At 56.7% G+C, this 22,746-nt stretch carries 23 protein-coding genes; 12 read left to right on the top strand and 11 right to left on the bottom strand.

The window, feature by feature from the left end; all coding sequences use genetic code 11:
• Window positions 1–509: 509 nt before the first annotated feature.
• Together G9C82_RS17360 and G9C82_RS17365 are read right to left on the bottom strand one after the other, a co-directional pair.
• Window positions 510–1,286, bottom strand: coding sequence for a hypothetical protein (locus G9C82_RS17360; RefSeq protein ID WP_127014797.1), 777 nt, complete (start codon window positions 1,284–1,286; stop codon window positions 510–512).
• Between the two features lie 365 nt (window positions 1,287–1,651).
• Window positions 1,652–1,837: an antitoxin VapB family protein gene (locus G9C82_RS17365; protein WP_127014798.1), complete on the bottom strand. Its 186-nt coding sequence runs from the start codon at window positions 1,835–1,837 to the stop codon at window positions 1,652–1,654.
• 2,315 nt (window positions 1,838–4,152) lie between these two features.
• Between G9C82_RS17365 and G9C82_RS17370 the strand changes: the two genes are divergently transcribed.
• The 6 genes from G9C82_RS17370 to G9C82_RS17395 all read left to right on the top strand — a co-directional run bounded on the left by G9C82_RS17370 (window position 4,153) and on the right by G9C82_RS17395 (window position 8,609).
• Window positions 4,153–4,827 (top strand): hypothetical protein, encoded by a 675-nt coding sequence (locus tag G9C82_RS17370; protein ID WP_127014799.1) that lies wholly within the window; start codon window positions 4,153–4,155, stop codon window positions 4,825–4,827.
• A 304-nt stretch (window positions 4,828–5,131) separates the two neighbouring features.
• The gene (locus G9C82_RS17375; RefSeq protein ID WP_127014800.1) at window positions 5,132–5,410 is read left to right on the top strand and encodes a hypothetical protein; all 279 of its coding nucleotides are present in this window, start codon (window positions 5,132–5,134) and stop codon (window positions 5,408–5,410) included.
• 163 nt (window positions 5,411–5,573) lie between these two features.
• On the top strand, window positions 5,574–6,005 hold the full coding sequence (locus G9C82_RS17380) for a hypothetical protein (RefSeq protein WP_127014801.1): 432 nt from the start codon (window positions 5,574–5,576) through the stop codon (window positions 6,003–6,005).
• Between the two features lie 61 nt (window positions 6,006–6,066).
• On the top strand, window positions 6,067–7,170 hold the full coding sequence (locus tag G9C82_RS17385) for a hypothetical protein (RefSeq protein WP_127014802.1): 1,104 nt from the start codon (window positions 6,067–6,069) through the stop codon (window positions 7,168–7,170).
• 82 nt (window positions 7,171–7,252) lie between these two features.
• Window positions 7,253–7,777 carry a hypothetical protein gene (locus G9C82_RS17390; protein WP_127014803.1) on the top strand — a complete coding sequence of 175 codons (525 nt, stop codon included), beginning with the start codon at window positions 7,253–7,255 and terminating at the stop codon, window positions 7,775–7,777.
• A 211-nt stretch (window positions 7,778–7,988) separates the two neighbouring features.
• Window positions 7,989–8,609 (top strand): hypothetical protein, encoded by a 621-nt coding sequence (locus G9C82_RS17395; RefSeq protein ID WP_127014804.1) that lies wholly within the window; start codon window positions 7,989–7,991, stop codon window positions 8,607–8,609.
• Window positions 8,610–8,764: 155 nt separating this feature from the next.
• Here G9C82_RS17395 and G9C82_RS17400 read toward each other — a convergent pair whose 3' ends face one another.
• The 3 genes from G9C82_RS17400 to G9C82_RS17410 form a co-directional block, all read right to left on the bottom strand.
• Window positions 8,765–9,988, bottom strand: coding sequence for a Cdc6/Cdc18 family protein (locus G9C82_RS17400; RefSeq protein WP_164734775.1), 1,224 nt, complete (start codon window positions 9,986–9,988; stop codon window positions 8,765–8,767).
• A gap of 253 nt (window positions 9,989–10,241) precedes the next feature.
• On the bottom strand, window positions 10,242–10,544 hold the full coding sequence (locus tag G9C82_RS17405) for a hypothetical protein (RefSeq protein ID WP_127014806.1): 303 nt from the start codon (window positions 10,542–10,544) through the stop codon (window positions 10,242–10,244).
• Window positions 10,545–10,689: 145 nt separating this feature from the next.
• Entirely contained in the window at window positions 10,690–11,709 is a 1,020-nt protein-coding gene (locus G9C82_RS17410) for a site-specific integrase (protein ID WP_127014807.1), read from the bottom strand.
• 387 nt (window positions 11,710–12,096) lie between these two features.
• Between G9C82_RS17410 and G9C82_RS17415 the strand changes: the two genes are divergently transcribed.
• From G9C82_RS17415 to G9C82_RS17425, 3 genes are all read left to right on the top strand, one after another.
• Window positions 12,097–12,846, top strand: coding sequence for a pirin family protein (locus G9C82_RS17415; RefSeq protein ID WP_127014808.1), 750 nt, complete (start codon window positions 12,097–12,099; stop codon window positions 12,844–12,846).
• Window positions 12,847–12,941: 95 nt separating this feature from the next.
• Window positions 12,942–13,502 (top strand): NAD(P)/FAD-dependent oxidoreductase, encoded by a 561-nt coding sequence (locus G9C82_RS17420; protein WP_127014809.1) that lies wholly within the window; start codon window positions 12,942–12,944, stop codon window positions 13,500–13,502.
• A gap of 94 nt (window positions 13,503–13,596) precedes the next feature.
• Complete coding sequence (locus G9C82_RS17425; RefSeq protein ID WP_007190793.1) at window positions 13,597–14,010, top strand: DoxX family membrane protein; 414 nt, start codon at window positions 13,597–13,599, stop codon at window positions 14,008–14,010.
• Between the two features lie 20 nt (window positions 14,011–14,030).
• On the opposite strand, the gene G9C82_RS17430 is transcribed toward G9C82_RS17425, so the two are convergent.
• From G9C82_RS17430 to G9C82_RS17445, 4 genes are all read right to left on the bottom strand, one after another.
• Complete coding sequence (locus G9C82_RS17430) at window positions 14,031–14,645, bottom strand: TetR/AcrR family transcriptional regulator (RefSeq protein ID WP_004957127.1); 615 nt, start codon at window positions 14,643–14,645, stop codon at window positions 14,031–14,033.
• Between the two features lie 111 nt (window positions 14,646–14,756).
• Window positions 14,757–15,104 carry a TRAM domain-containing protein gene (locus tag G9C82_RS17435; protein WP_004957129.1) on the bottom strand — a complete coding sequence of 116 codons (348 nt, stop codon included), beginning with the start codon at window positions 15,102–15,104 and terminating at the stop codon, window positions 14,757–14,759.
• A gap of 54 nt (window positions 15,105–15,158) precedes the next feature.
• Complete coding sequence (locus tag G9C82_RS17440) at window positions 15,159–15,536, bottom strand: hypothetical protein (protein WP_007190792.1); 378 nt, start codon at window positions 15,534–15,536, stop codon at window positions 15,159–15,161.
• A 75-nt stretch (window positions 15,537–15,611) separates the two neighbouring features.
• Window positions 15,612–16,853: a hypothetical protein gene (locus G9C82_RS17445; protein WP_127014810.1), complete on the bottom strand. Its 1,242-nt coding sequence runs from the start codon at window positions 16,851–16,853 to the stop codon at window positions 15,612–15,614.
• Between the two features lie 90 nt (window positions 16,854–16,943).
• Between G9C82_RS17445 and G9C82_RS17450 the strand changes: the two genes are divergently transcribed.
• Window positions 16,944–17,402: a DUF6653 family protein gene (locus G9C82_RS17450; protein WP_127014811.1), complete on the top strand. Its 459-nt coding sequence runs from the start codon at window positions 16,944–16,946 to the stop codon at window positions 17,400–17,402.
• Window positions 17,403–17,482: 80 nt separating this feature from the next.
• Here G9C82_RS17450 and G9C82_RS17455 read toward each other — a convergent pair whose 3' ends face one another.
• The gene (locus tag G9C82_RS17455; protein ID WP_004957137.1) at window positions 17,483–18,529 is read right to left on the bottom strand and encodes a phytoene/squalene synthase family protein; all 1,047 of its coding nucleotides are present in this window, start codon (window positions 18,527–18,529) and stop codon (window positions 17,483–17,485) included.
• Window positions 18,530–18,680: 151 nt separating this feature from the next.
• On the opposite strand from G9C82_RS17455, the gene G9C82_RS17460 reads away from it, so the two are divergent.
• On the top strand, window positions 18,681–18,908 hold the full coding sequence (locus tag G9C82_RS17460) for a hypothetical protein (RefSeq protein WP_241244130.1): 228 nt from the start codon (window positions 18,681–18,683) through the stop codon (window positions 18,906–18,908).
• Window positions 18,909–19,054: 146 nt separating this feature from the next.
• Window positions 19,055–20,392 carry a glycoside hydrolase family 68 protein gene (locus tag G9C82_RS17465; RefSeq protein ID WP_127014812.1) on the top strand — a complete coding sequence of 446 codons (1,338 nt, stop codon included), beginning with the start codon at window positions 19,055–19,057 and terminating at the stop codon, window positions 20,390–20,392.
• A 44-nt stretch (window positions 20,393–20,436) separates the two neighbouring features.
• On the opposite strand, the gene G9C82_RS17470 is transcribed toward G9C82_RS17465, so the two are convergent.
• On the bottom strand, window positions 20,437–22,548 hold the full coding sequence (locus G9C82_RS17470; protein WP_127014813.1) for a GH32 C-terminal domain-containing protein: 2,112 nt from the start codon (window positions 22,546–22,548) through the stop codon (window positions 20,437–20,439).
• Window positions 22,549–22,746: the final 198 nt, after the last annotated feature.

Genomic DNA, 22,746 nt, shown 5'->3' on the forward strand with positions numbered 1-22,746 from the left:
CTACTCTTTTTTCAGTTCAATTTCCATCTTAGCAGCGTTCTGTGTTCCATCTTGAAATCCACCATTCGGGTTCTTGACAGGAAGTTTAACAATACTCTTTTCTACACCAACCAATCGGGATTTGATTCCTCTTGCCACTATTGCCAAAATTCCACTAATTGACAGTCAGCCATCTAACTCGGGACAAATTGAGGAAAATGAGACAACTGGTAAATACTGTTCTGCATAGTCCAAATAATTGTATATTTTGTGATAGTATTTTCTCGGTATGTGTATTCTTTCGGGCACCAACCGGCTGCTCCGAACTATTATTATAGTTATAATTCTGAAACTTATAAATTCTGTGCCCAGTCTCACTGGACATTTGGCATGAATTCACCTACGATGCTGGGTTGCCGAGTATAGTGTCTGTGCTACACGGTTCTGGTGAAATAGAATATATGCATATAAACCGTTGTATGGCTCCTCTTGAGGGTAAACGAATTTCTTTATGTTAAGAAGTGTCCCGCTCAATTACCGACTATTCTAATTAGTTCTTCGAAGCTATCAATCACTTGGAGGGTTTCATTCCCTTCTAAATGGGACGTTACCTTGTTCACGATCTCCAGATTTTTCCATTTTGACTCAATAAGCAGTAAATCACAGTCAGTCAATACTGCGTGAGTGCATATCTCCATATCTGGGAGATCGTGCTCGTCTATATTCTCGTTATCTTTCATAAATCGAATACGGTACAGCCCGAATAGCTTCCTCACATACTCTGCGACATCAATCTCTTCCTCTCGAATAATGAACTCGCCATCGTCACTTTCCTCAAGATAGTCGGGGAATGCTGCAGCGTAGGAATTTTCAAAGCCATATTTATCTTCAATATCGCGCATGGTGTCTGTCATCTCAGTGTAGACTGTTTCACTGGGATCCCAATCATGAGCTCGGAAGAGGAAGCGTAGCGTCTTCTCTTCGCCGAAGTCCATTGCATGGCTTCTAACCGTTGGTTTCAGACTCTCTTCCGGGATGAGATCGACAGGATCATCTGAAGATATGTACGTATCTCCGTCATAATCCATGCTCGGAATGTATGTCTCAACAGTCTCAGCTAATATTCTTGAAAGAGTATCTTGCTCGTCCCGCTTGATGAGTTCCATGTAATTCCCATAGCTGAATAATACCTCGTCGTCTTCAGATAGCGCTTCTTTGAACTGGGCAAGATCATCTGGACATTTCTTGAGTCGGATCCAGTACTTTGTGTCCAGTATTATGGTATTACCGTCATCACTATCTGACATTCAGGCAGTCCCCTCGATACGATGTACTTCGCTTTCAGACTTAAACCCAATACAGCTGTTAGGATCTATTCGTTCAGAGAAAGGAAATTCGTTCATATACAGGCGTCAGTGTTTGATGGGTATCCCATTACTCTGAGAGCGATCGAGGATTTCCCGTAGATCGCTCGCGACGGACAGAGCAAGCGTCGAGGCCGACACAGAAGCGAGCAGTAGCTTTGAGATCGAGAGACGAGCTCAGTCGCGAATAGTCGTCGTTTGCTCCTACAGTACGGGCATTCTCGAACGTGGTTCTCAAGGTGCACGACTCATTCGACGGCGACATCTTGATAGCGTTTGATGCGACATAGCGCAGCTGTGGTGACTACCTATTCTCTCTGTATTGATTCCAGTAATTCGTCGGCTTCGTCGGAATCAATCGTTCCGAACCCTTCGCGCCAATCGTTTTCTGACTCATCCAAGAGTCGGCTTATAACCGCGTTAAAGTCCTCTTCCTCTCTCTTCTCTGATCCCAAGCGCTCGTATACGTCGTCTCTGAGCTTGATTGTTTCCATAGATACCCTTGCGGGTGAATCGACAAAATAACTCCCCGAGGTTTGGCTCAGACAATGCAACTGTCTGATGGTACGTCCGAGAGAGACATATCATCAGAGCCCCTTGGTTGTCTGATACACACAGCGGTGGACACCGTTGTTGAGTTGTTGACAGGGAAGCAATACTTCGGGGACGAGGGAGATAGTCGGGTTCAACGAAGGCGTAGATAATTGAACACTCGTAAGAAAATATGGCAGAATCTGCAATCGTGGAGATCGAGGACAGCCTGTTCTAACTCGATGACTGCGAGCTCGGCTGGCGTATGGTCGGACAAGAACAAGTTCTGCTGTGGCTCTGTAGGGTACAGGGCCTGTTCTTGTACAACCTACCGCCCCTTCTTATTCAACGATAGACGTCTTCTACTACAGTATTACTACCCTCTATATATTACAACAACGGTGCTAATGCTGTAGTGTACTTACAGAAAGTATCCCTTTCGTATTCTACGTTAGACGTCTTAGACTACAGTATCTCTACCTCTATACTACAACAACGGTGTTCACTGCTGTAGTGTACTAACTGACGGCAGTCCTGTTCGTATACTACATATGCTGTGTTGTATAGAACGTAGTGGCCCCCCCTCCTGTCCAACCCCTCTCGACTTGAGCCTGAACCGATTGAGAGCCAACAGTCGGCCTCTAATCGGGCCTGAATGAGCCGAAGTCCGATATGGAGGATGCGCCATAACCTCCAGATCGATTCTAAGGAAATCTGTGGCCTCTCACGAGCGAGCAGGGGAGGGGGCTAAGGGTTGGTTCGTTTGCCCCTCAAAAAATCGCGCGTGCGCCATCTCAGAGCCATATTGCTTCTGAGAGGAATGAGGGCGAAAATAGGGTGCGACGGAGATATGATTTTCTTACGAATGTTCAAAAAGCCTCGATTCGACGGTTAGCCACAGGGTGAGAAGCCACATTCAAGGCATGTGATACATCCCCCACCGGGCTGCATATTTTCAGAACGACACTCAGGACATTGGCTATAGAAGTCAGACATGGTAGATCAGTACGAGCTCGTTCGCCTGGCACCGATCCACGTCGACCACGATCGAGAGAGGTGGCCCTCAAAGATAGTGAGAGCGTATACCATACAACGTGCTTCGTCGTCTGCGACGACCGCAAAACGTGTGTGGATGATGCCGAGACGAGCAGTCTCGGATATAGGTATTGATGCCATATCCCCCTGTATCTTCGGACGCATTGAGATTGACGTGGCTGTCTCTCCTGGCAGATGTGTCAAAGCTTTAACTACGAATCATGACTATTCTCCTGAAACAAAGTCCAAGTTGATACCATACCTGCGTTATCTTGCGATTAGCCGTGGGTTCAGACTTACTGATAGCATGGGCTACCTGTGATCGTGGTACTACATCGGATTCGATTGGGCTGGATAGGGGCCGACTGCCTGGGACGTTGTCTTTGATCTCGGCTCTCCCTCACTACCATCATACCGGTGCCCACCGCCGAGCGTATTTCCCGACTATTGTGCTGACGTCGTCGACGATCAGGAGGCCGTCGGGCCCGAACCCGCACTGTCGGAGCAGATGGAGCGAGCAGCGCTTGGACGAGAGTCTGGTTCGCCTGACTGGTTGCCAGCGTCGACTGTGACGCTGTCAGGATCGCTTGTGACGCCTCTTATTCAGATTGTCAAGAAGTTTGGACTTCTGAGACTGTTCACAGAGCCATACCCTATACTGCCCGATCTCAGAATCATTTATAAGTCGACTGAGCCCCTGTCTGGCCACACGATCTCGGGGCACCCCTTTATGTACCCCTACGTGAGTTATTTCTGACACCATTGGTCGAAGCCCATGTACTGCAGGACGTGTGCTTCGAAGCATTGGAAGGGGGCGACAGGGGCATCGTTTGGCGTGAATCAGTATCTGGTACCGAGGGGGACGGGGGTGCGTCTTCATAATCAAAGTCGAGATAGCGTCTTTCGTATGATATGCAGGTGGTGGTGGAAATTACTGGGTACCAGTTGTACTGAAAACTCATCTATTCGTGAGACACAGACTTGTGGCCGATTTAGTACCGGGGGGAGGGGCGGGTGCGTCCGCATAATCAGCCCAGATATTCGATGTAGCTACCGATACATGGGTGACGTCTCTAATCTGTGTTGAATTGGGTATACTGAGACAGTAGTAGAGAACTACAGGTACATTTGTTGGGTGTGAACCCCCTAGGTTAGACGTGTGCTTTGCACGTCCGGATTGAAAAAAGAGAACAGTTCACAGTGTACGTGGTGAATTTATGTAACCATGCGAATATTATTTTGCATGGAGACAGGGGAAAGTGAAACTGAGGATCCACCGCCTGAAGGAGGACACGACGACGGGCCTGTGGAGCGATCGGAAGCAGATATTCGAGAGGAACTCTACGAACAGTTTGACGTGAGTAAGACTGAGGAGATTGGTATTGAACACATTATCCCTATTCTCGAGAGATCTATCGAAACTGAATCGAGATATGACATAGATACACGTTTGAAGATATTGGCAGAGATAACGCTATTCCGGACATATCTACGGGAGCCGAAATTCAAAGTATTTGCTTGGACAGCAGTTCTGATTGGTACCTATGACTTCCTCCACCCACTTACTCCGGGAATCTATCCGATTGTATTCATTGCACTTGCGACGATTAATGGCTTTACGTCCTCGCTTCGCTCTCCTGCGATGATAGTTGCCGAACTTGAGGGGTTGGAAGACGAAGACGGGATGCCAGCAGATTATCGCGCGAAGGCGTCCTCAAGTGTCAATACAAACGTGACTCTTGTACTTTTTCTTATGGCTGTCTCCGTTCAAATACTGGTGACGAGCTCAATAGTACAGGGTGAACTGATTGCTCAGAACGTTGCTGGCGGGGTATGGCATCCAGCAATTTCTGCGATTGGGTTGGTATCAGTTCGGGTATTGTATTATCGAATTCGTGGAAGCGATACTGAAGACTGATTTTTGTCTGGTGGCCTATTGATGTGCCAAGCATAGATTCAGTCTCGATAAGCCAGTGACTGCGATATGGAGCTACGGTTGCCCGTCGTCGGGGAGTACCTTGTCTAAGAGTAACCGGAGTCGGCCACGACGCAGCGCCAGTGCCAAGAGGAACCCGAGGCTGAAGTCTTTGAAACCAATCGGGGAGAAAGAGATAGATTCGAACACACGCATACTACGTCTCGGAACGCTGCGAAACTTCTGACTGGACGAGATATATATTCAGCTGGGAAAAATATAAATGATGGTAACCTGACTCATAGACATGATAAGCCGGAAATCAGAAATGAACCCTGGGAGCGTCTATACCGTTACTATAGATCGAATCAGTCGAAATGGTAATGGAATAGTCTCTCTTTCTGATGGACATATAAACTTGGGTTCAATGGATAAAGAGAGGGTGGGGGATAAAATAACGGTTAAGCGAAAGAAGGGTAAGGGTATGAAAATAGTCACCCATACAAATTCTATCGACGCTGATCATAATCCGATGAAAAAGGGTTCAACTAAGAACATGAATAATCTGCTGAACGGGCACCAGTAGTCAGGATTTGTACAGCTCGTGTAGCACACGACTCTTTGATAATTAGCGTGATACATTCTCCCCTTAAGTCAATCGTCGAGACTACAGATTCGATAGTACGAGGCAAAAGCGAGCCTCGTTCACGGAACAAATACTTAACCGTATAACCCATCTGAGATGTGACATGACGAAAACTCAGATGGGAACTCACGTCGCAATGGATGTTCCTACGACTGACTCACCTGAGTCACCAAGCGCGTCGCCCGTAGACAAGTTCGCTCGTCACGGGCCACTGAACGTAGATCGCGACACAATCGAGCGCATCGAGGCCGAAGCACGATGTAACGATCCCGAACTACAGATGTTGCACGAGGCCACGGTGGCCGAGTCTCGAACCGAAGACGCTGAGATTGAGGCCGAGATCGCGGACAGCCCACCGGTCGAGCCCGACGGCGTCGACATGGACGATCCCGAACACGACGCTGTCGTCGAGCCAAATCATGAAGAGCCTCGTGCCCTACACGGTTCGGGGCCGATCGAGGACGACTTCGCGGTGACAGGCGATCGAGGTTCGGACGACGCGGTCGGAGACGACGGCAGCTACCTGGGGTACTGAACGCAGCCAAATATCCTCTCACGAGGAACTACGTCGCATCGTGGATGATGTGAATCGGCTTATGAGTACGAAAACGACTGCGGACGAGACGGACGAAGAGATGTGTGAACACCTGGACGACTCGCCTTCGACAGAGATGCATCCTGTCATCGAGGAAGGACGATTCAAGATCCCAGAGAGTCTTCGGGAGAGAGAATTATTCATCGTCTACCGAATTGAGACAGACGAAGACGGAGAGGAATCTAAGGTTCCGTACGCACCTAACATGCAGTTCTACAAAACGGATCCGACTACGGAAGAAGGAGCAGTCACGTTCGAGGAGGCAATGGACGTAGTTCAGAAGTCTAAACGTCCTAATTCGCCGTCCTACGATGGTATCGGACTTGTTTGCTCTGACGAGAACAGGCTGGCCGGATTCGACCTGGACGATTGCGTGGATCTCGAGTCGGGAAGTATCGCCGAGTTCGCTTTGCAAATAGTCTGGACTCTCCCAGGTGGTTTTGTCGAGCTTAGTCCGTCAGGAACCGGCCTACACATCTATTTCTTCACTGACGGACTCGTGGATGGGTGCGCGAACAAAGTCCCGGTCGGGGACGGAATGGATCTGGAACTGTATGAAGAAGACAGATATCTGACTGTAACAGGACGCACTCTAAAGGGCTTCTCGACGGAGATCACTGAGTGTGGCCCAGAAGCTCGGGAGATTCAGAAGAAATGGATGGAGTCTGGTGAAGACGAGGACAGTTCGGGTTCGAGCTCGTCTGGCGGTCGGAGGAAGAACACGTCCACGAAGAAGCTGAACTGGGATCCTGGGCAGTCGTCACCGGAAGCTAAGAAGCCGATGACAGACGAAGATCGGGAACTGATCGAGACGGCGTGCGAGGCCGACGACGAGTTCGCAAAGCTCTGGAACGACGATGGGCACGGATGTTCGGACGCGAGCGTGGCCGACTTCAAACTGGCATCTAAGCTGGCCTACTGGACGGCTGAGAACATCGGTAAATATTACCAATCTGACATAGACGCTATGGAAAGAATGATTAGGGCGTCTCATTTGAGCAGAAGAAAATTCGACAAAGATTCTGGCGACTATTGCTACATCCGTCTGACGTGCGCTAAGGCGATCCAGGCGTCCGACGGCGGGATCATCCCCGAAGATCGATAGGGTTTACCCCCTTTAAGTAGCGACGAGACTACAGATACATGCAACCGGGGGGCCCAGAAGCGAGCCTCGTTTTTCGTCGCAAATGTCTGTTGAAGAGAGAGAAGTTGAAGCAGCCGAAGAATCGAGCACAGATCGCCTCCGACAGTTCCGACTCGTTAACGAGCACGTCGAGATGCTCTCGGAGCTGAACGGGAGCACGTTCCGGTGCAAGCACCTGGACGAATTTGGGCGCTCAGAGCTGTACACTCTGAAATCCGCTGGCCTCGTCGAAGATTCAGGCAGCTCTTTCGGGCGTGTCGTCGACTGGGAGCTCACAGACGACTGTGAGGACGTACTGGAGGCAATAAGTGTAGACGAGGTTGACACACCGTTCCTGTCCGAGTACGTCTTGGACACGGTCGAGCGCCACGAGGATCTCCTCCAGGAACTACCCGAGTCCGAGTCGACGTTCCAGGCAGCTGACTTCGAGCTTAACGCGTCACTGCTGGCTGCACTCCGACGAGCGGGCCTGATCGAGAGAGAAGTTCAGCGAAATGGGTCGCCGGATACCTGGAGTGTGTCGGATCGGACGATGCGTCTACGAGACTTCCTGGGGGCAGACGAATGAGGATAGACGTTGGCCCAGTACTCTCGATCGTCTGTATGACGATGATCGTGGCCACCATCTGGGGGACACCAGGCGTCGTCGTCCTCTTCCTCGCAGCTGGCGTTTATAGTCTGATCCGGCGCTGACTCCTTCCATCTACATACTCGTGTGAACCGCTGCCGTTCTCGAATACTCGTCAGTTGAGCGCAACGTCTGGCGAGCTTCTGTCGCAATGAGTCTAACTGACTTCGGTAAGGAATCAGTCGAGTCGTACTGCAACAGCACGTCGTCGAGCACGAAGGATGGCCGAGTTTCTGGCCGAGTCCGGATCGAGCTCACCGACGAAGAGATGGTCGACGTCGAAGAAATTGCTCGAGCCCGCAACCAGTCGTACGAGGACGGAAGGACGGCAGACACGAACTACACCTCCGACGACGGCCTGGAGCTCCACGAGACGGGCCTCATGGCCGAGAAAGCCATGTCCCTACTCTACGAAGAGGCTGAGGTTGATCGCTCGATCTCTGCCACGGGTGACGACGGTATCGATTGCCTGCTCGAGATCGACGGAGAGACTGTCACGGTTGATGTCAAGGCGACTACGTATCAGAACGGGTGGTTGCTCCTGAAGCAGGGCTATGATCACGAAAATGCGGATATCTTCGTCAGCACGTATGTCGACGAGGAGGCGAACTCGGTTGAGCTCGTCGGGTTCGAGACTAACGAGGAGCTCGTTCAAGACAGTATGCTGGAGGAGAGTCCTGCCCCATATATGAATCACTCTAACTTCACAAAAAAGTCGAACTTCAAGAAGATGCCTGAGCCAAATACTGAGCGTGATTGGGAACAGAGGTAGTCGAACACACACACCCCCCTTCTGTCATAAGCGCTCCCGGATACCGTCCGGGGGTATGTCGCAATTCGTCGTCACACACCCCTTACGTCATAAGCGGTTTTGAGAAGAATTAGTTACGTCACCCCGTACGTCACGAGCGATACATCTGAGACATACTACTGGACTGACTGGATCTCATACAGCTTCTCCGATAGGCCATTGAACCGAGGCTCCTGCTCCAAGGCATCCAGGGCTTCGTCGACGCCAATCGCGAGCTCGAATTCGAGATGACGTCCTTCTCGGTGGCCTCGATTGATCTCCTTCGAGTCCGCGAACCCATGTGTCGTCATTGCCTGCAGGTGTTCGTACATGCGACGCTGTGTATAGGTTTCAGCGTCTATCATCTCCGTTACGTTCACATACTCATCGTAGATCTCTTTCGTCCGAGATGGTGTCTCTGATTTGAGCTCGAGAACCAGCAGCCCAGTGAGAGCTAACTTATCCTGAGTCGTCATCGAACGGAAGTTTTCGATCAGCTTTTCCCGATCGATCTGATCCTGAGCTCGCGAGACGTGTTCCTCTGTAACGCTTTCATCCACGTTGTGTCGGGCCAGTTCCCCAGCTCGATGGATGTACTCTATCGCCTGTCGAGCCGAACCGTGATCCTGTGCAGCCAAAGCAGCGCACTGTGGAATCACACCCGGCTCAAGGACACCATCTTTGAACGAAATTTCCACCCGTTGCTGGAGGATAGTCCGAAGTTGATCAGCGTCGTACGGCTCGAAGTGAATCTCTACAGCAGACAGGGTATCGTCCACCTTACGAGAGAACTGGTTGTAAAATTTGAAGTCGTTCGAGATTCCCACGATGCTCACCTGTGCTTCTTCGATTTTTCCGTTAGCTGCAGCACGTGGAATCTGATAGAGAATACTGTCATCCGAGCCAACAGCGTCTATCTCATCGAGAATCAAAATATGGAATCCGCCACTTTCCTCCAAATTATCGAACAAGCGCTTATTGAGATCTCCAGTCGAGAATCCCTTCGGACGCTTTTCTGTGTCGTCTTCCAGTACGGTTAGAATCTCGCCGAGTACTTGATAAGAAGATTCTGCATCCTGACAAGAGACGTAACTGATATTGAGCTCCTTATCAATATCACTCTCCTCGCTCTCGAAGTATTCTTGCAGATCTTCGAGCATGAACTTTGTAACCGCCGTCTTACCCTGTCCCGATTTTCCGTAGAGGAATAGATTGTGAGGAGTTGATCCGTTCGTGATGGGCCTCATTGCGAACTCAATCTTGTCCATTTCGTCCTCCCGCTCAGGGATCTCATCAGGCACCCAGTCTGTACGCAACACATCCTCGTTGGTGAAGATATCCACCTCCTCGTCAAACATCATGATGACAAGACTGTGACAACCCATGTATTTAAAACCACCTGTCATGGGCGACAGGAGCGTCATAGGAGAATCAATTCTTTATATAATCCACACACTGGGTGTCAGAAGCGACGCCCGCTTGTTCTTACTCTCTCCTCGGTTAGCGCAGATGACGTAAGGGGTGGGGGTGAACATGCGTCAGAGTCTCCCCCATACTATCCTTGGTTAGCGCAGATGACGCAAGGGGTGGGTGTGTGGACAGACAGAGTCAGAGTTATTCCGACGTTTTCTCGAATCGCCTTTCGACATAATCTTCCCAGTCGGCATCCAGAAGCGCTGCCTCGATCAGCCCCTGATGGAAGTGCCGGTTCTTCTCAACATGTGGCTCATCGTTCAGTTTTCGACGCGCATTAAATTTCTTGAAGATATCATCCAGTTCCTCTTGGAGCTCCTCGTCGAGGTACATCGAGTACTGTTTCTTATTTCGAATACTCTCGTCGTTATCCGATTCGTCTGAATCTTCTGTATCCGATTCGTCTGAGTCTTCCGTATCCGACACGTCTGGATGAATTGCCATATTAAAATTTGTATATTTGATTACCTAAGTGCTTCGATTTATGGTATTTTGATGGCTAATTTATACTCATTTTGGGAAGAATATAGTGTTCTGGTGTATATTTCCAGAATTATCTTCGGAGTCGGTAGATTAGTAGATTGTTCTGTCAGAGTGAGTCATCAAGTTGACGTTGACGACGAGCTCGCTTCTGCTCCTCACTCCTGGCATCGTAGTGCTCCTCGAGCCGTTTTCTGCTGACATTGCATCGGCCAGAGACGACGTCCTTCTCTACATCAGCGTCAAGAAACATGGTTATCGAAGATCGCCGAATTGCGTGGGGGCTAACCGAGGACGGGCACTGTGAGGCCGAATCAGCAGATCTGTACGAGCAGATATCGGGATTCTCGTCGTGTGGACAATTGCCTGTTCGTTCACACGGCTGCGTTGCTCTGTATATATGAGACTGGATCGTCGTCTTCGCAATACGTCCCTCCCTGCTCGTGAGCAACGGCTTGCGTCCATGATCGTCTTCAACCTCGTGACGATTCCGCTCAAAATAGGCCTCGAGAGCCTCAACCAGTTCTTCGTCCAGTAACGAGATATGTCGCTCGCCACCCTCGGCACCTCGCTTCAGAGGCGTACCTGTCTCTGGCCGATGTCGGACTGAAATGTAGGCATCTTGTCCGAGATCAACGTCGCCAATATCCAGGGCTCTGACGGCACCAGTTCGCATACCCGTCCGATATATGAGGTAGAAGAGGATGTGTCGGAGCGAACCGAAGTCATACTTCGAATAGGCCTCGATTATCTCCTCGGCTGTTTCTTGAGAGACGTGATCGTCACGGCTCCGATCAGACTTTGCGACGGCGGGCGTTCTGATCCGATCAGCGGTGCCCGGCTTCACATAACCCTGCGTCTCACACCATTCCGTGAATACGCGGAGCGTCATCATCTGGTTCCGAACTGTCATCGGAGCCAAGTCATCATCCTCTCGAGCCAGACGGAATGACTCCGTTTCTCGACCCGAAAGTTCGCGCATATCGTCGAACCCCTCTTCCTCGCACCAGAGCCTGAACTGTTTGAGTCGATACCTGTGATTCTGTATCGTCGCGTCCGAAAGTTCGTTTCCTCGGGCGGTTAGGTACTGCTCTATCGCTGCCGATGGTGGAATCTCTTCGGAGTACATGGTGATAGTCGTACTTCACCACGCGCGCGCGTAGCGCACCACACTGCTCGCTTCGTGCAGAACTGGCTAAGTCCACACCGATGTCCTTCCAGGAAGTCGGCGTCCGCAGCGAGTTACGCGAGCTGCGGGCTTGAGAGAGGCTATAAGCCTCTCTCAGAGGTTCGAATCCGCCCCAACCCATCCGCTCACTGCACGCTTTTGAAGGAGGGCGTACGACCGTTTGGGACCATTCTCGTAATTTGGAGTTGCCACACAGAGTATCCAGAATTAGCCTCGGTGAGCGCAGCACGAGTTTGGTACCACCGTCGTAGCGCCACGGGGAGTCTAGATAGCGGTCGGTTGCGCTGCAGCCACGCCGTTTTTACCGCTCGGTAAACAAAGAGGTGTATGACCGAAAGCGAGTCGCAGGCGTCGGCTGTCGGGCCGCTATCCGGAGAGAAAGTCCGGCATGGGACGGGCGTGAATTCGAATCGTGCGTTTCCGACGGACAGCTATCCGTACAATCTGGACCCGGTTGTCCTGTTCGAGCAGTTCTACATCGACCCCGACAACGGGTTTCCGATGCATCCCCATCGCGGGTTCGAGATCGTCTCGTACATGATTGAGGGTGGTATGGAGCACGAAGACTCGCTGGGCGTTGCAAATACCGCATACGAGAACGACGCGATGCGTATCACGACCGGGAGCGGGATGCGCCACTCCGAATTCCCCGCCGACGGGCAGGCCTGCACCGGCCTCCAGCTCTGGGTGAACCTGCCGCAGGCGGAGAAGGACGCTGACCCGGACTACGGCGATGCGACGGTCGACACGCTGCCGACGGCGGAGCAGGGCGGCGCGACGGTCACGACAGTTATCGGCGAGGGCTCACCGATCAGCCTCCACACGCCGATGGAGTATCTCGATGCCGCCGTGGCCGACACATGGACGTGGTCGGTCCCGGAAGGGTGGTCCGGATTTCTCTACGGTGTCGCCGGCGACGGAACGGTCGAGGGGCAACCGTTCACTGCGGGTGATGTGCTGCCGGTCACTGACACGCGGTCGGTGACGCTCCAGAGCGATGACTCACTCCGCGTCGTCGCCGTCTCGGGTCGCCCGCACGGCGAGCCGATTCGACAGCGCGGACCGTACGTTCTGTAAGTGGGGGCGTCGCGTGGGTCAGGGCCAGACGTGAGGCTTCGACTATATTTTACCAGATGGTAAAACTCTTCTGTGGGCGGTCCGTGTCCTGTAACATGGCAGATGTAGCAGTTGTCGGCGGCGGCCCCGCCGGCCTGAGTGCGGCACAGTACGCTGCGAAGAACGACCTCGAAACGATCACCTTCGATACGGACGAGTCGTGGATGCACAAGGCGCACCTGTTCAATTACCCCGCCGTGCGCTCAATTAGCGGCGAGGAGTTCCTCACGATTGCCCGTGGGCAGGCCCGGGACCGTGGCGCAACGCTGTACGAGACAGAAGTCACGGCCATCGAACAGACTGACGACGGATTTGTCCTCACAACGGACGACGACGAGTACACCGCGGAGTACGTCGTTCTCGCGACTGGTGGTGACCGAAGCCTCGCCGAGGGTCTCGGCTGTGCGTTCACCGATGAAGATGTCGTCGACGTGACTGTCGACATGGAAACGTCAGTCGAGAACGTGTACGCGACCGGTGCGATGGGTCGAGCGGAGAAGTGGCAAGCGGTCATCGCAGCCGGTGACGGTGCTGCCGCTGTCCTCGACATTCTCTCGAAAGAGAAAGGCGAGTACTACCACGACTTCGATATGCCGTCAGACGTGCCGGAACTCTAACGATGCAGCCAGAATCGACTCCCACAATGAATTCCGCTACTATCCCGAATCACACTGCTGGAAACGCCCGCGTGGGCTCGGTGGTGAGTTTGTGATGGCACCCGAACTCAACGTCGTGTTGCTCGTCGCCGGCCGTGTCCTCTTCGGCGGCGTGCTCGCCTTTACGGGCCTGAGCCACTTTACGCAGACCGAACAGATGGCCGGCTACGCCGAGTACAAGGGCCTCCCGGCGCCGAGATTCTCCGTCCTCGCGTCCGGTGGGCTCCTCATCCTTGGCGGGCTCGGTGTGACCGTGGGTGTCTTCCCAGTCGTCGCAGCGGTCGCCCTCGCCGTGTTCCTCATCGTCTCGGCGGTTGCGATGCACGACTTCTGGGCCGTGCCGGACGAGGACCGGCAGGACGAACTGAACAGTTTCCTGAAGAACGTGACGCTTGCAGGCGGGGCGCTCGTCGTCGCGGCGTCGGCAACTGGAACATGGGCGCTCAGCGTCGGTATTAGCCCCCTCTGACGCTGCCTTTTCAGCCCAATCTACTGCGGCGGGTACAGCGAGTCGAGAATAAAGTCGTTGACGGCCCGCTTGGCCTCGTCGGGTGCGTCCTCGTGGCCAAGCGCAATCCGCCGGCCGCGGGCCGCGTGAATCACGTCCGTGATGAGCTGCCCCATCAGTTCAGCGTCAACATCGCGAAACGTGCCCTGCTCGACTCCGTCTTCGATGACTGTGGAGATGCTTTTGCGAAGTCGGTCGTAGTGCTCGTTGAACAGCGCCCGGTGCTCGTCGTCGTTTTGCGCGTAGGCGTACAGCTCGTGGTACACCTTCATCCGGTCCCAGTGTGAAAAGTCGTCGAATTCCGGACCGAACAGGCACCGGTCGATGCGGACATCGAGTTCTGTACGGGGGTCGGTTTCATCATCGACTTCGACACTGCCCTCGTACTGGTCGATAATGTACTCCAGAAACGAAGATATCAGGTCGTACTTGCCGTCGAAATGATAGTGGATCACCTGCCGAGACATCTCCATCTCCTCGCCGATGTCCCGGACCCGCAAGTCCTTATAGCCGTGCTTGCTCAGCGCCCGAAAGGTGGCCTCCATAATGACCTCCCGGGTGTCCTGTGGCGTGCTCTGCCCGTCCGATTCGCTCATGCCCTGTTTTATCGTGGTAGGCACATATCGGTTTCTCCATCCACATCGGGACTGGCGAGTCGGCGTCGGCCAGGCTGTGTTCGCTTCCGCTACTGCCGACGCTCAATTCGCTCAGGCGCGTTCGACGAATCGAGCGTCGGCGGAGGTGTGGCCCCGGTTGAACGACAGCACCGTCGCTCGGATCACGTCGCCGGCTGACACCGACGACGGCACGTCTTCGGTGAATAGGACGAAGCCCTCGACTTTCCCAACAGCGACGCGGTCGCCGGAGTGGTGGTCACTGAATTCGGTGATGCCGAACTCGTAGGTCTCCCCGAGTTCGACCGGCGGTTCTCGCTCCTGTGCGGCCTCGTGGGCGCGTTTCGACGCACTGCTGGATGAGCGGCGGGTAATCGCAAACGCCAGCGCGAGGCCCACGGCGAGAGCGGCCCCGCCAGCGGCGAGCCAGAGTGGTTCCATGACAGGGGTTGCAGGACGAACGGATTAATACCTTTCAGAGTCCGGCGACAGCGCTTACAGTCCGAGGCGGTCCAGAATTCCGCCGCCGGAGTCCGGGTCCCCGCCCGTGGAGTCCCACTCTGTCGGGAGCGCGGCCGCAAGCGACGTGACCTCGTCGTCGCTGTAGCGGGGGTCCTCTGTCGCGTCGTCGAGCCAGTCCGCCCACTCTTCGGCCGTCATCTGTCCGTGAGAATCGACTTCCCACTGGTCGACGAGTGCCTCCCGGTCGCGGAACGGGATGTCCATGCCGCTGTCGCCCCAGTACAGCGGGGAGAGCGCGAACTCGTGGGTATCGTCATCCAGCCAGACGAGTCGGTAGGGGTAGTCGTTGTAGCAGAACACGTCGTCGGGCGAGACGACATCGCCGTTGGGGAGCTCCAGGGTCTGAGACATTGTATCACAGTAGGGGCTACCCACGCTTCAGCGTTATGTGTCGGTAGAGCTACTGGAGCGCCTGGATGCCCGCCGCTACGCGAGCGGGTCACACAGCGCCCACTCGTCCGTCTCAGGGTCGAGATTCGAGGGTTCTGCGCCCCGGTCAGTCACGATGCCGGCGTGGTAGTAGATCGCCTTCAGTTGGAACACAGTGGGGGAGTGATAGACGCTGCCGTCGGCCAGTTCCGAGCGGCGGAGTTCCCCGTCGCCGGTCAACACCCGCTGGCGGACGGTCTCGTCGCCGCGGAGGAACAGTTCGACGGTGAACTCGGGGTGCAGCGCGTGGAGGTACTCGACGAACTCGACGAGCGACGGGGACTCGTAGCCGTCCCGATGGCAGGCGTAGAGCCCGTCAACGAGGAGTTCCGTGGCTGGATAGTCTGAGACGACACGGCGGACGAGCTGGCCCCACTGTGGCGCGATGTCGATGAATCGCTTGCGGGACCGCTGCCAGTCCTCGAACCGGCGGAGTGCGGCGTCTATGTCGCCGACCGTCCGGAGCGCGAACCGGACAACCTCCCGACCCAGCGGCGTCAGCGTGAGCGTGCCCTGACCGGTGTCGATCAGGTTCAGAAACGCCGCCCCGGCGAGAGCACCGTCGACGGCTCTGACCACGTGAGACGCAAGCAGGTCCCGCGTGTCGCCCTCGTGGTGGACGGCCAGCGGCACCGCAATGTAGTTCTTCGGATGGTTGAGTCCGAAATTCTGGTCGGCGACACCCTGAGCGCTGGCCTGGAACCGGATCGCCGAAGCGGCGTCCATCGACCCGTGGCCGACCACGCGGGGCCGTTCGAGGACCGAGACCGAGCCATCGGAGTCGACGCCCAGCACGCCGACGTTTAGCTCGCGGGCCATCGTCCGCGCGGCGGTGGAGATGCCACTCCGTGGCGCGGTCAGGAAGGCCACGTTGGCCTCGTTGAGTCGGTCGTGGGCCTGCACGACCCCGCGCTCAGCGTCGACGCCACCGTTGCCGGTGTACCCCTTCGCCTCGATGGCGATCAGCGGCGGCCGGTCACCGAGTCGGTCGACGGACAACAGGTCCGTCGAGAGCGTCTGTACGCCGACGAGGTCGGGATAGCCCGTTCCGACCCGGACGTGGTTGAACGGCGCGAGCGTCGCCTGCACGGCCGCCTCGATAGGGGTGTCGTCCAGCCAACGTTGCTGTGCGAACTGCGTGTCCGCGACGACGTAGGCGTCCTCGCGGTCCGCAAACAGCCGGTCTTTCGTCCGGGCGAGTACCTGTGGCTCGGAGAGTCCCGACGCCGCTGTGGCCATAGACGGCGTTCACACAGGGCGGACATGAGTGTTCTGTCCCCGGCTTCGAGTGGCAGTAGCGTTTTCCCTCGACCACGTTGAGTTGGATATATGACAACAGTGCGAGCGGACAGCGTGCGGGATTGGTTCTGGACCCGCCATGCGAATCCAAAGAGCGGCTGGTCGCGCGTGCCGACCGGCGCTGTCATCGTGTACGCAGTGTATCAGCGGGACTGGCGGCTCCTGACTGCGGCCCTCCTGTGGACACTGGTCAATCCAGTCCTGTTTGCCCCGCCCGAGACCGAGGACGCCTGGATGACCCGTGCTGTGCTGGCAGAGCGGTGGTGGATCACTGAACAGGCCAACGGGACCATGGGCCTCAGGTACCCGAACATCTGTAACACCGGCGGCGCGCTAGCGTCGGTCGTTGCTCTGTACGCTGCCTGGCGTCGTCGGCCGGTCAGCGCCACAGTCGCAACGCTTGCGATGGGCGGATTGAAGCTCTGGTGGCTCCGCGAACTCGTTCAGAAGTACGACGCACGCGAGGCGGAGGCCAGCAGTCACCGATAGAGCGGGGCGCTGTCCGTGTGTATGTGCAACGATGGCCGGGCCACGGACGCGACTGCAAAAGGGAATGTCTCTGGTGGTCGTCAGTACTGGTGGAGCGGCTGTTGGCGGATTTTGGCCCGCAGTTCCCCGATAGAGGGGTCGTTGTCGCCGCCGAACTGCTGTGTCACGGAGTGGACCTCCTCGCGAGAAATTTTGACGTTGCCCTGCTCGATGACGTCGGCGGGTCGTTCGCGTAGTTCACGGATCGTCCCGACCGCGAGCAGGAACGGAATGGCCCACGCTGAGAGGGTGTTACCGCGGGTTTCGGGCATGGCTTCGAGCCACGCCTGTGCGTCGTCGAGATAGCCCTCTGCTCGCTCGGTGACCTGCTCGATGACGGGCACCAGCGAATCGACGTTGCCGGTGTCGCTCACGTCGCTGTGATCAAGCCCCTGTTCGTGGAGTAGTTCCAGCGGGAGGTAGACGTTGTTCTCCTCTTCCATGTCCGTTGCGGCGTCCTTGGCGACGTTGACGAGCTGGAGCAGCAGGGCAAAGGAGCGGGCGTTTTCCTCCATCTGGGCGATCTGCTCGTCGGTGGCTTCATGGGAAACCAGCCCGGTCACCAGCGTGCCCACAGTGCCTGCGGCGTACCAGCAGTACTCTTCGAGTTCGTCGAGCGTCTTGATTCGAAGCCCACCGGCGTCGGCGTAGCGGTCGACGAACATCGCCATCCCATCGACGAGCTCCCGGACCGGCCCGCGGATGGTCTGCGTGGAGTGGTCGTCAAGCGTGTGAAACACGTCGACGATACGGCCCGCGTTCTCGACGACTTCCCAGTCAGCGTTCGTCGTCGTGGGAATCCACTCCTCGACGGCGTCGTGGAACGATGACACGGTCGTCCCGCTCGATGGTTCGAGCGAGCGACTATACGTCTGCAAGAGTTCGGTCTGTACCGCTGGAGGGAGATGGCCGGCGTCCTCAATCGTGTCAGCCACACGACAAAGAAGATAGCCCAGACAGATGTCCCGGGCCATCGGTTCGTTGAGTTCCGAAATTGTGAGACTAAACGTCCGCGACACACGATGGACAGCATCGTAGCACCACTCGATGTCTTCCGAAGACGACCGGTCTGTGTGGTTCTGAGACATTCCCGACATCCGGGGTAGGGCATACGATGATAAAAATGGGACGGCTACGGCGTCAGTTCCGTCCCGGTCACGGTTCGGTGTTCCGACAGACTCACGAGTGTCCGAGCCTATCTTGAGGTATGAACGGCACAGCGATTGGGAGGCCACAACTGTGAATACCCGAGACACAGCGATATTAGTGCTGACGGTTCTCGCTGCTATCATCCTCCCGGGCCTCGCAAACTGGGGATTCAGCACGCTTGGCTACCCCTGGGTCGGGAGCGCTGTCTGGGCGCTGGGGTACGGCCTCGGCGTCGTCTTCATCTGGTATGAGTGGGTCCGGCCGCTCGATATCACCGGCCCAGAGGGTGCCAGCGGAAGTGAGGACTCAAGCGAGTAACGCACTGCTTGCCGGTTCTGAACTACTAACTGTCTGTTTTTTTCAGCCAGCCCTCCCCCGAGAACACACGTATTAGAAAATCTTCATACAACACCCGTGGTACCTTCCCGGCAACATTTATAGCCGTGGTCGGCCCAACGTGAGGTATGACAAACGAGGCGCTCGGCGAGGGTTGTTCCGGAACGAAGGGGCGCGCCGGGTGGACACGCGAGCAGGCGAGTCGGATCGAGCGGACTGACGACACCGTTGCCCCCATCGTCTACCCGCCCCAAACCGAACAGATTCCCGAGGTCCATATCTGGGATACCTGGTTCCTCCGTAACCGCGACGGCACGCTGGCGACAGTCGATGGCTACCGGGTCTGTTTCTCGCTGACCGCCCCATCGGACCTGTTGCCCGGTAAGCGCCACGATGTGGCGACCATCCGCTGTTTCTACTCCGACGACGGTCGCAACTGGCACAACGCCGGCCCGGTGTTCGAGGAGCCGCTGGGCCAGCGCCAGTGGGCCGGGTCGGCACTGTATGACGACGACGGCAGCGTTTATTTGTTCTACACTGCGGCCGGCGAGGAAGGGGCCGAAGACCTGACCTACACACAACGCATCGTCGGCGCGGGCGGCGGCAGCATCGAAACGGCCGACGAGTTCGAGCTTTGCGGTCCGTGGACCCATCACGAACTGCTCCAGCCCGACGGCGACCGCTACGAGCGCGAAGACCAGTCCCGCAGGATGATATACACCTTCCGCGACCCGTGGTTCTTCGAAGACCCAGAAACGGGCGAGACGTGGCTCCTGTTCGAGGCGAACACGCCAGTACCGGAGGGCAGCGACGTCTGTGGTGGCGACGACGCGCTACAGGAATTTAACGGGAGCGTGGGCATCGCTCGCTCGCCGACGGGCGACCCGCTGGCGTGGGAGCTCGAAGACCCACTGCTGGACGCTGTGGGCGTCAATCAGGAACTCGAACGACCCCACGTCGTGTATCGGGACGGCCTCTACTACCTCTTTATCTCCAGCCACCTCCACACGTTCGCGCCGGGCCTTGAGGGGTTCGACGCGCTGTATGGCTTTGTCGCCGAGGACCTCCGCGGCGATTACGTCCCGCTAAACGAGTCGGGCCTCGTCGCTACGAACCCCGAAAACGCGCCGTTCCAGTCCTACTCGTGGATGGCGTTTCCCCACGGCGACGAGGTGCTGGTCCAGAGCTTCTTCAACTACTACGACTTCGACGGCGAGACGCTAGACGAAATCGCCCATCTGTCCGAGTCTGAGCAGATGCGCCGGTTCGGCGGCTCACTCGGCCCGACGCTCCGGCTTGAGGTGGAGGGGAGCCGGACACGCATTATCGGGTCGCTCGGGCACTGGCACATCCCGCTGGACGGCGAGACACTCCCACTGACGGACCGAGAGCTGATTCGGCGCGGGAAACACAACGATACCAGTACCGGTGGCTACGGCGCGCGAGCCGAGGCTGAGCGGAAGTAAAGCGTCTCAAAGCGGTCTTTTCACAGGAATTCGGCCGGGACTGTCTACCAGACAGAGTCCAGTTCCCAGACGTCCAGCGACGCGATAGTCGCGTGCCCGCCCTCGGCCGACAGCGAGATGCCGGTGGCGTCCTCGCGGGTCGGGTACACACGGCTGGTCAGGCAGTGCCGTTCGTTGGCGAACACCTCAACAACGCTCCCGTCGACGAAGACACGCAGCGACAGCGGCGCGTCGTACGGTCGGACTCGCATCGTCTGGGTGTCGCCGGTTGCCTGCGGGTCAGTGCTTGAGGCCGACCGGTCGACGGCGATTTCGCTCTCATACGAGTATCGAATCGGCGTCCGTTCCTCGCCGTCCGGCGATTCGAGGACGGACAGCTCGATGGCCTCGGCGTCTTCCAGTCGAACCGTGGCACGAAGCTCGAATGACCGGCTCTCGACTGACAACTGCTCGGTATCGCCGGCATCGAGGCGCACCACGTCGTAACTGGTGTTCTCGCCCCGTAGCTCTGTGAGCTCAGGAGCTGGCCGCTGGCAGAGGCCGCCGTCGTCGGCCAGCGACAACTCCCGGGGCAGCGACATCGCACCGGACCAGCCGGCGTCCCACTGCCCGCTCACGTCGCGGGCTTCAGGAAGCCATCCCCATGTCAGGATGCGGCCGTCGTCGGTCCACATCGACTGCGGGGCGTAGAAGTCGCCGTGGTCGAGCTTGTCGCGCCGGTCGACATCGAACTCGCCGTCCTCATAGGTGCCGAGAAAGTACACCACGTCCTCGTAGTTCGAGATGTGGAGGAGCTGTCTGTCGCCGAAATCGAGTAGTTCCGGGCACTCCCAGACAGTCCCGGCGGTGTCGCGGTCGCCAGCAAGGATCGGCCCCTGGTACTCCCAGTTCCGGAGGTCGGCGGACTCGTACAGCAGCGCCGCGCCGCCGCCGCCCTCGATACCGGCTCCGATGAGCTGGTACCAAGTTTCGTTCTCGCGCCAGACGCAGTGGTCCCGGAACTCTCCCTCCCAGTCCTCGGTGCGGAGCACTTCCGGTTCGGCCGGTAGCTCCTCGATGATGGGGTTTTCCGGGTCCTTGTCCCAGGCCGTAAGGTCGTCGTCCGCAGCGGTGGCGATACAGGGGAGCTGGCGCTTGTCGCGGCCGCCCGTGTACAGCACGGTCGGAACGCCAGCGTTGTCGACCGCACAGCCGGACCAGCAGCCATCCCGGTCCGGCCCGTCGGGCGAGGGCGTGAGCGCGACGGGGCGGTCCTCCCAGTGGACGAGGTCGTCGCTGACGGCGTGGCCCCAGTGGATCGTGTTGTGAAACGGTCCGGCGGGGTTGTACTGGTAGAACAGGTGATAGCGACCGTTCCAGTGGATGAGCCCGTTCGGGTCGTTGAGCCAGTTTGCCGGCGGCGTCACATGATAGGACGGACGACTCGGGTCGTCGTCGAGACGCTCGCGCAACTGCCCGAGCGTGTCAACATCCTTCGGGCGGCCGGTCAGCGGGTGCCGTTCGTCTGCCGCCAGAAACGCCAGTGCGTTCTCGATGAGCGTCTCGCGGTTGCCCTGACACACGTCGTGGGTCGGCTGTGCGAACGCGACGGAGGACCCGATGCCCAGTACCTGCCCGTCGCCGGGCTCCCAAGAGAGTATCGCCATCTGTTTGACTACATCGGTGTCGCCCCGGATTGTGCTCGCGAGCACGTCCCCTGACCGGGGCGCGATAGACTCGTATCTCGCGTAGGGTATCGTGACACCGGCACCGCGGGTGTGAACGCGAAGGGTGTCGTAGTCTGCGTGAATCGGGTGGTCGTCGTACAGCGCCTGCCAGAGGTGGCCGGTCGGCTCCGGAACCTCTTCCCAGCCGGTGGCGTCTGGCGCGACCTCCTCGAACCCCAGCGGTTCGACAGCCGGGAGCGCACTCAGCGTCAGCAGGAGGGTCCCGCCGTCGCGAACGTACGCAGCCAGCGCCGGTGCGTCAGCCAGCGAGCGCTCGTCGAACAGTTCGTCCCGATGCCACCAGAGGACGTCGTATTCGGTCGGCTCGACCGAAGAGAGTGCACATCGCTCCGCACCGTCGACCGCCTCCTGACACCAGTCGTACGCCGTCGCCTGCTCGTCCGTACAGGCGTCGACGAAGAGACAGCCGATGCGTGACGAATCTGCCATTGCCTCGTTATCTCCTCCTGAAATATAAAAAGATTCGGCAATCGTTTCTGAACGAATATGCACACTCTTGTGGGCACCATCGTTGATGTGGGCAGCAAAGCGCTCGGCGACACATCGCCGGCCGACGCAGGAGCGCCAGCATGGGCCGCTGTCGAAGTCAGGAACGGTTCGGAAAAGAGAGTCAATAGCCAGAGCAGT

It is taken from the genome of Haloarcula sp. R1-2 (assembly GCF_011627385.1).
In the GTDB taxonomy this organism is placed as follows: Archaea; Halobacteriota; Halobacteria; order Halobacteriales; family Haloarculaceae; genus Haloarcula; species Haloarcula marismortui.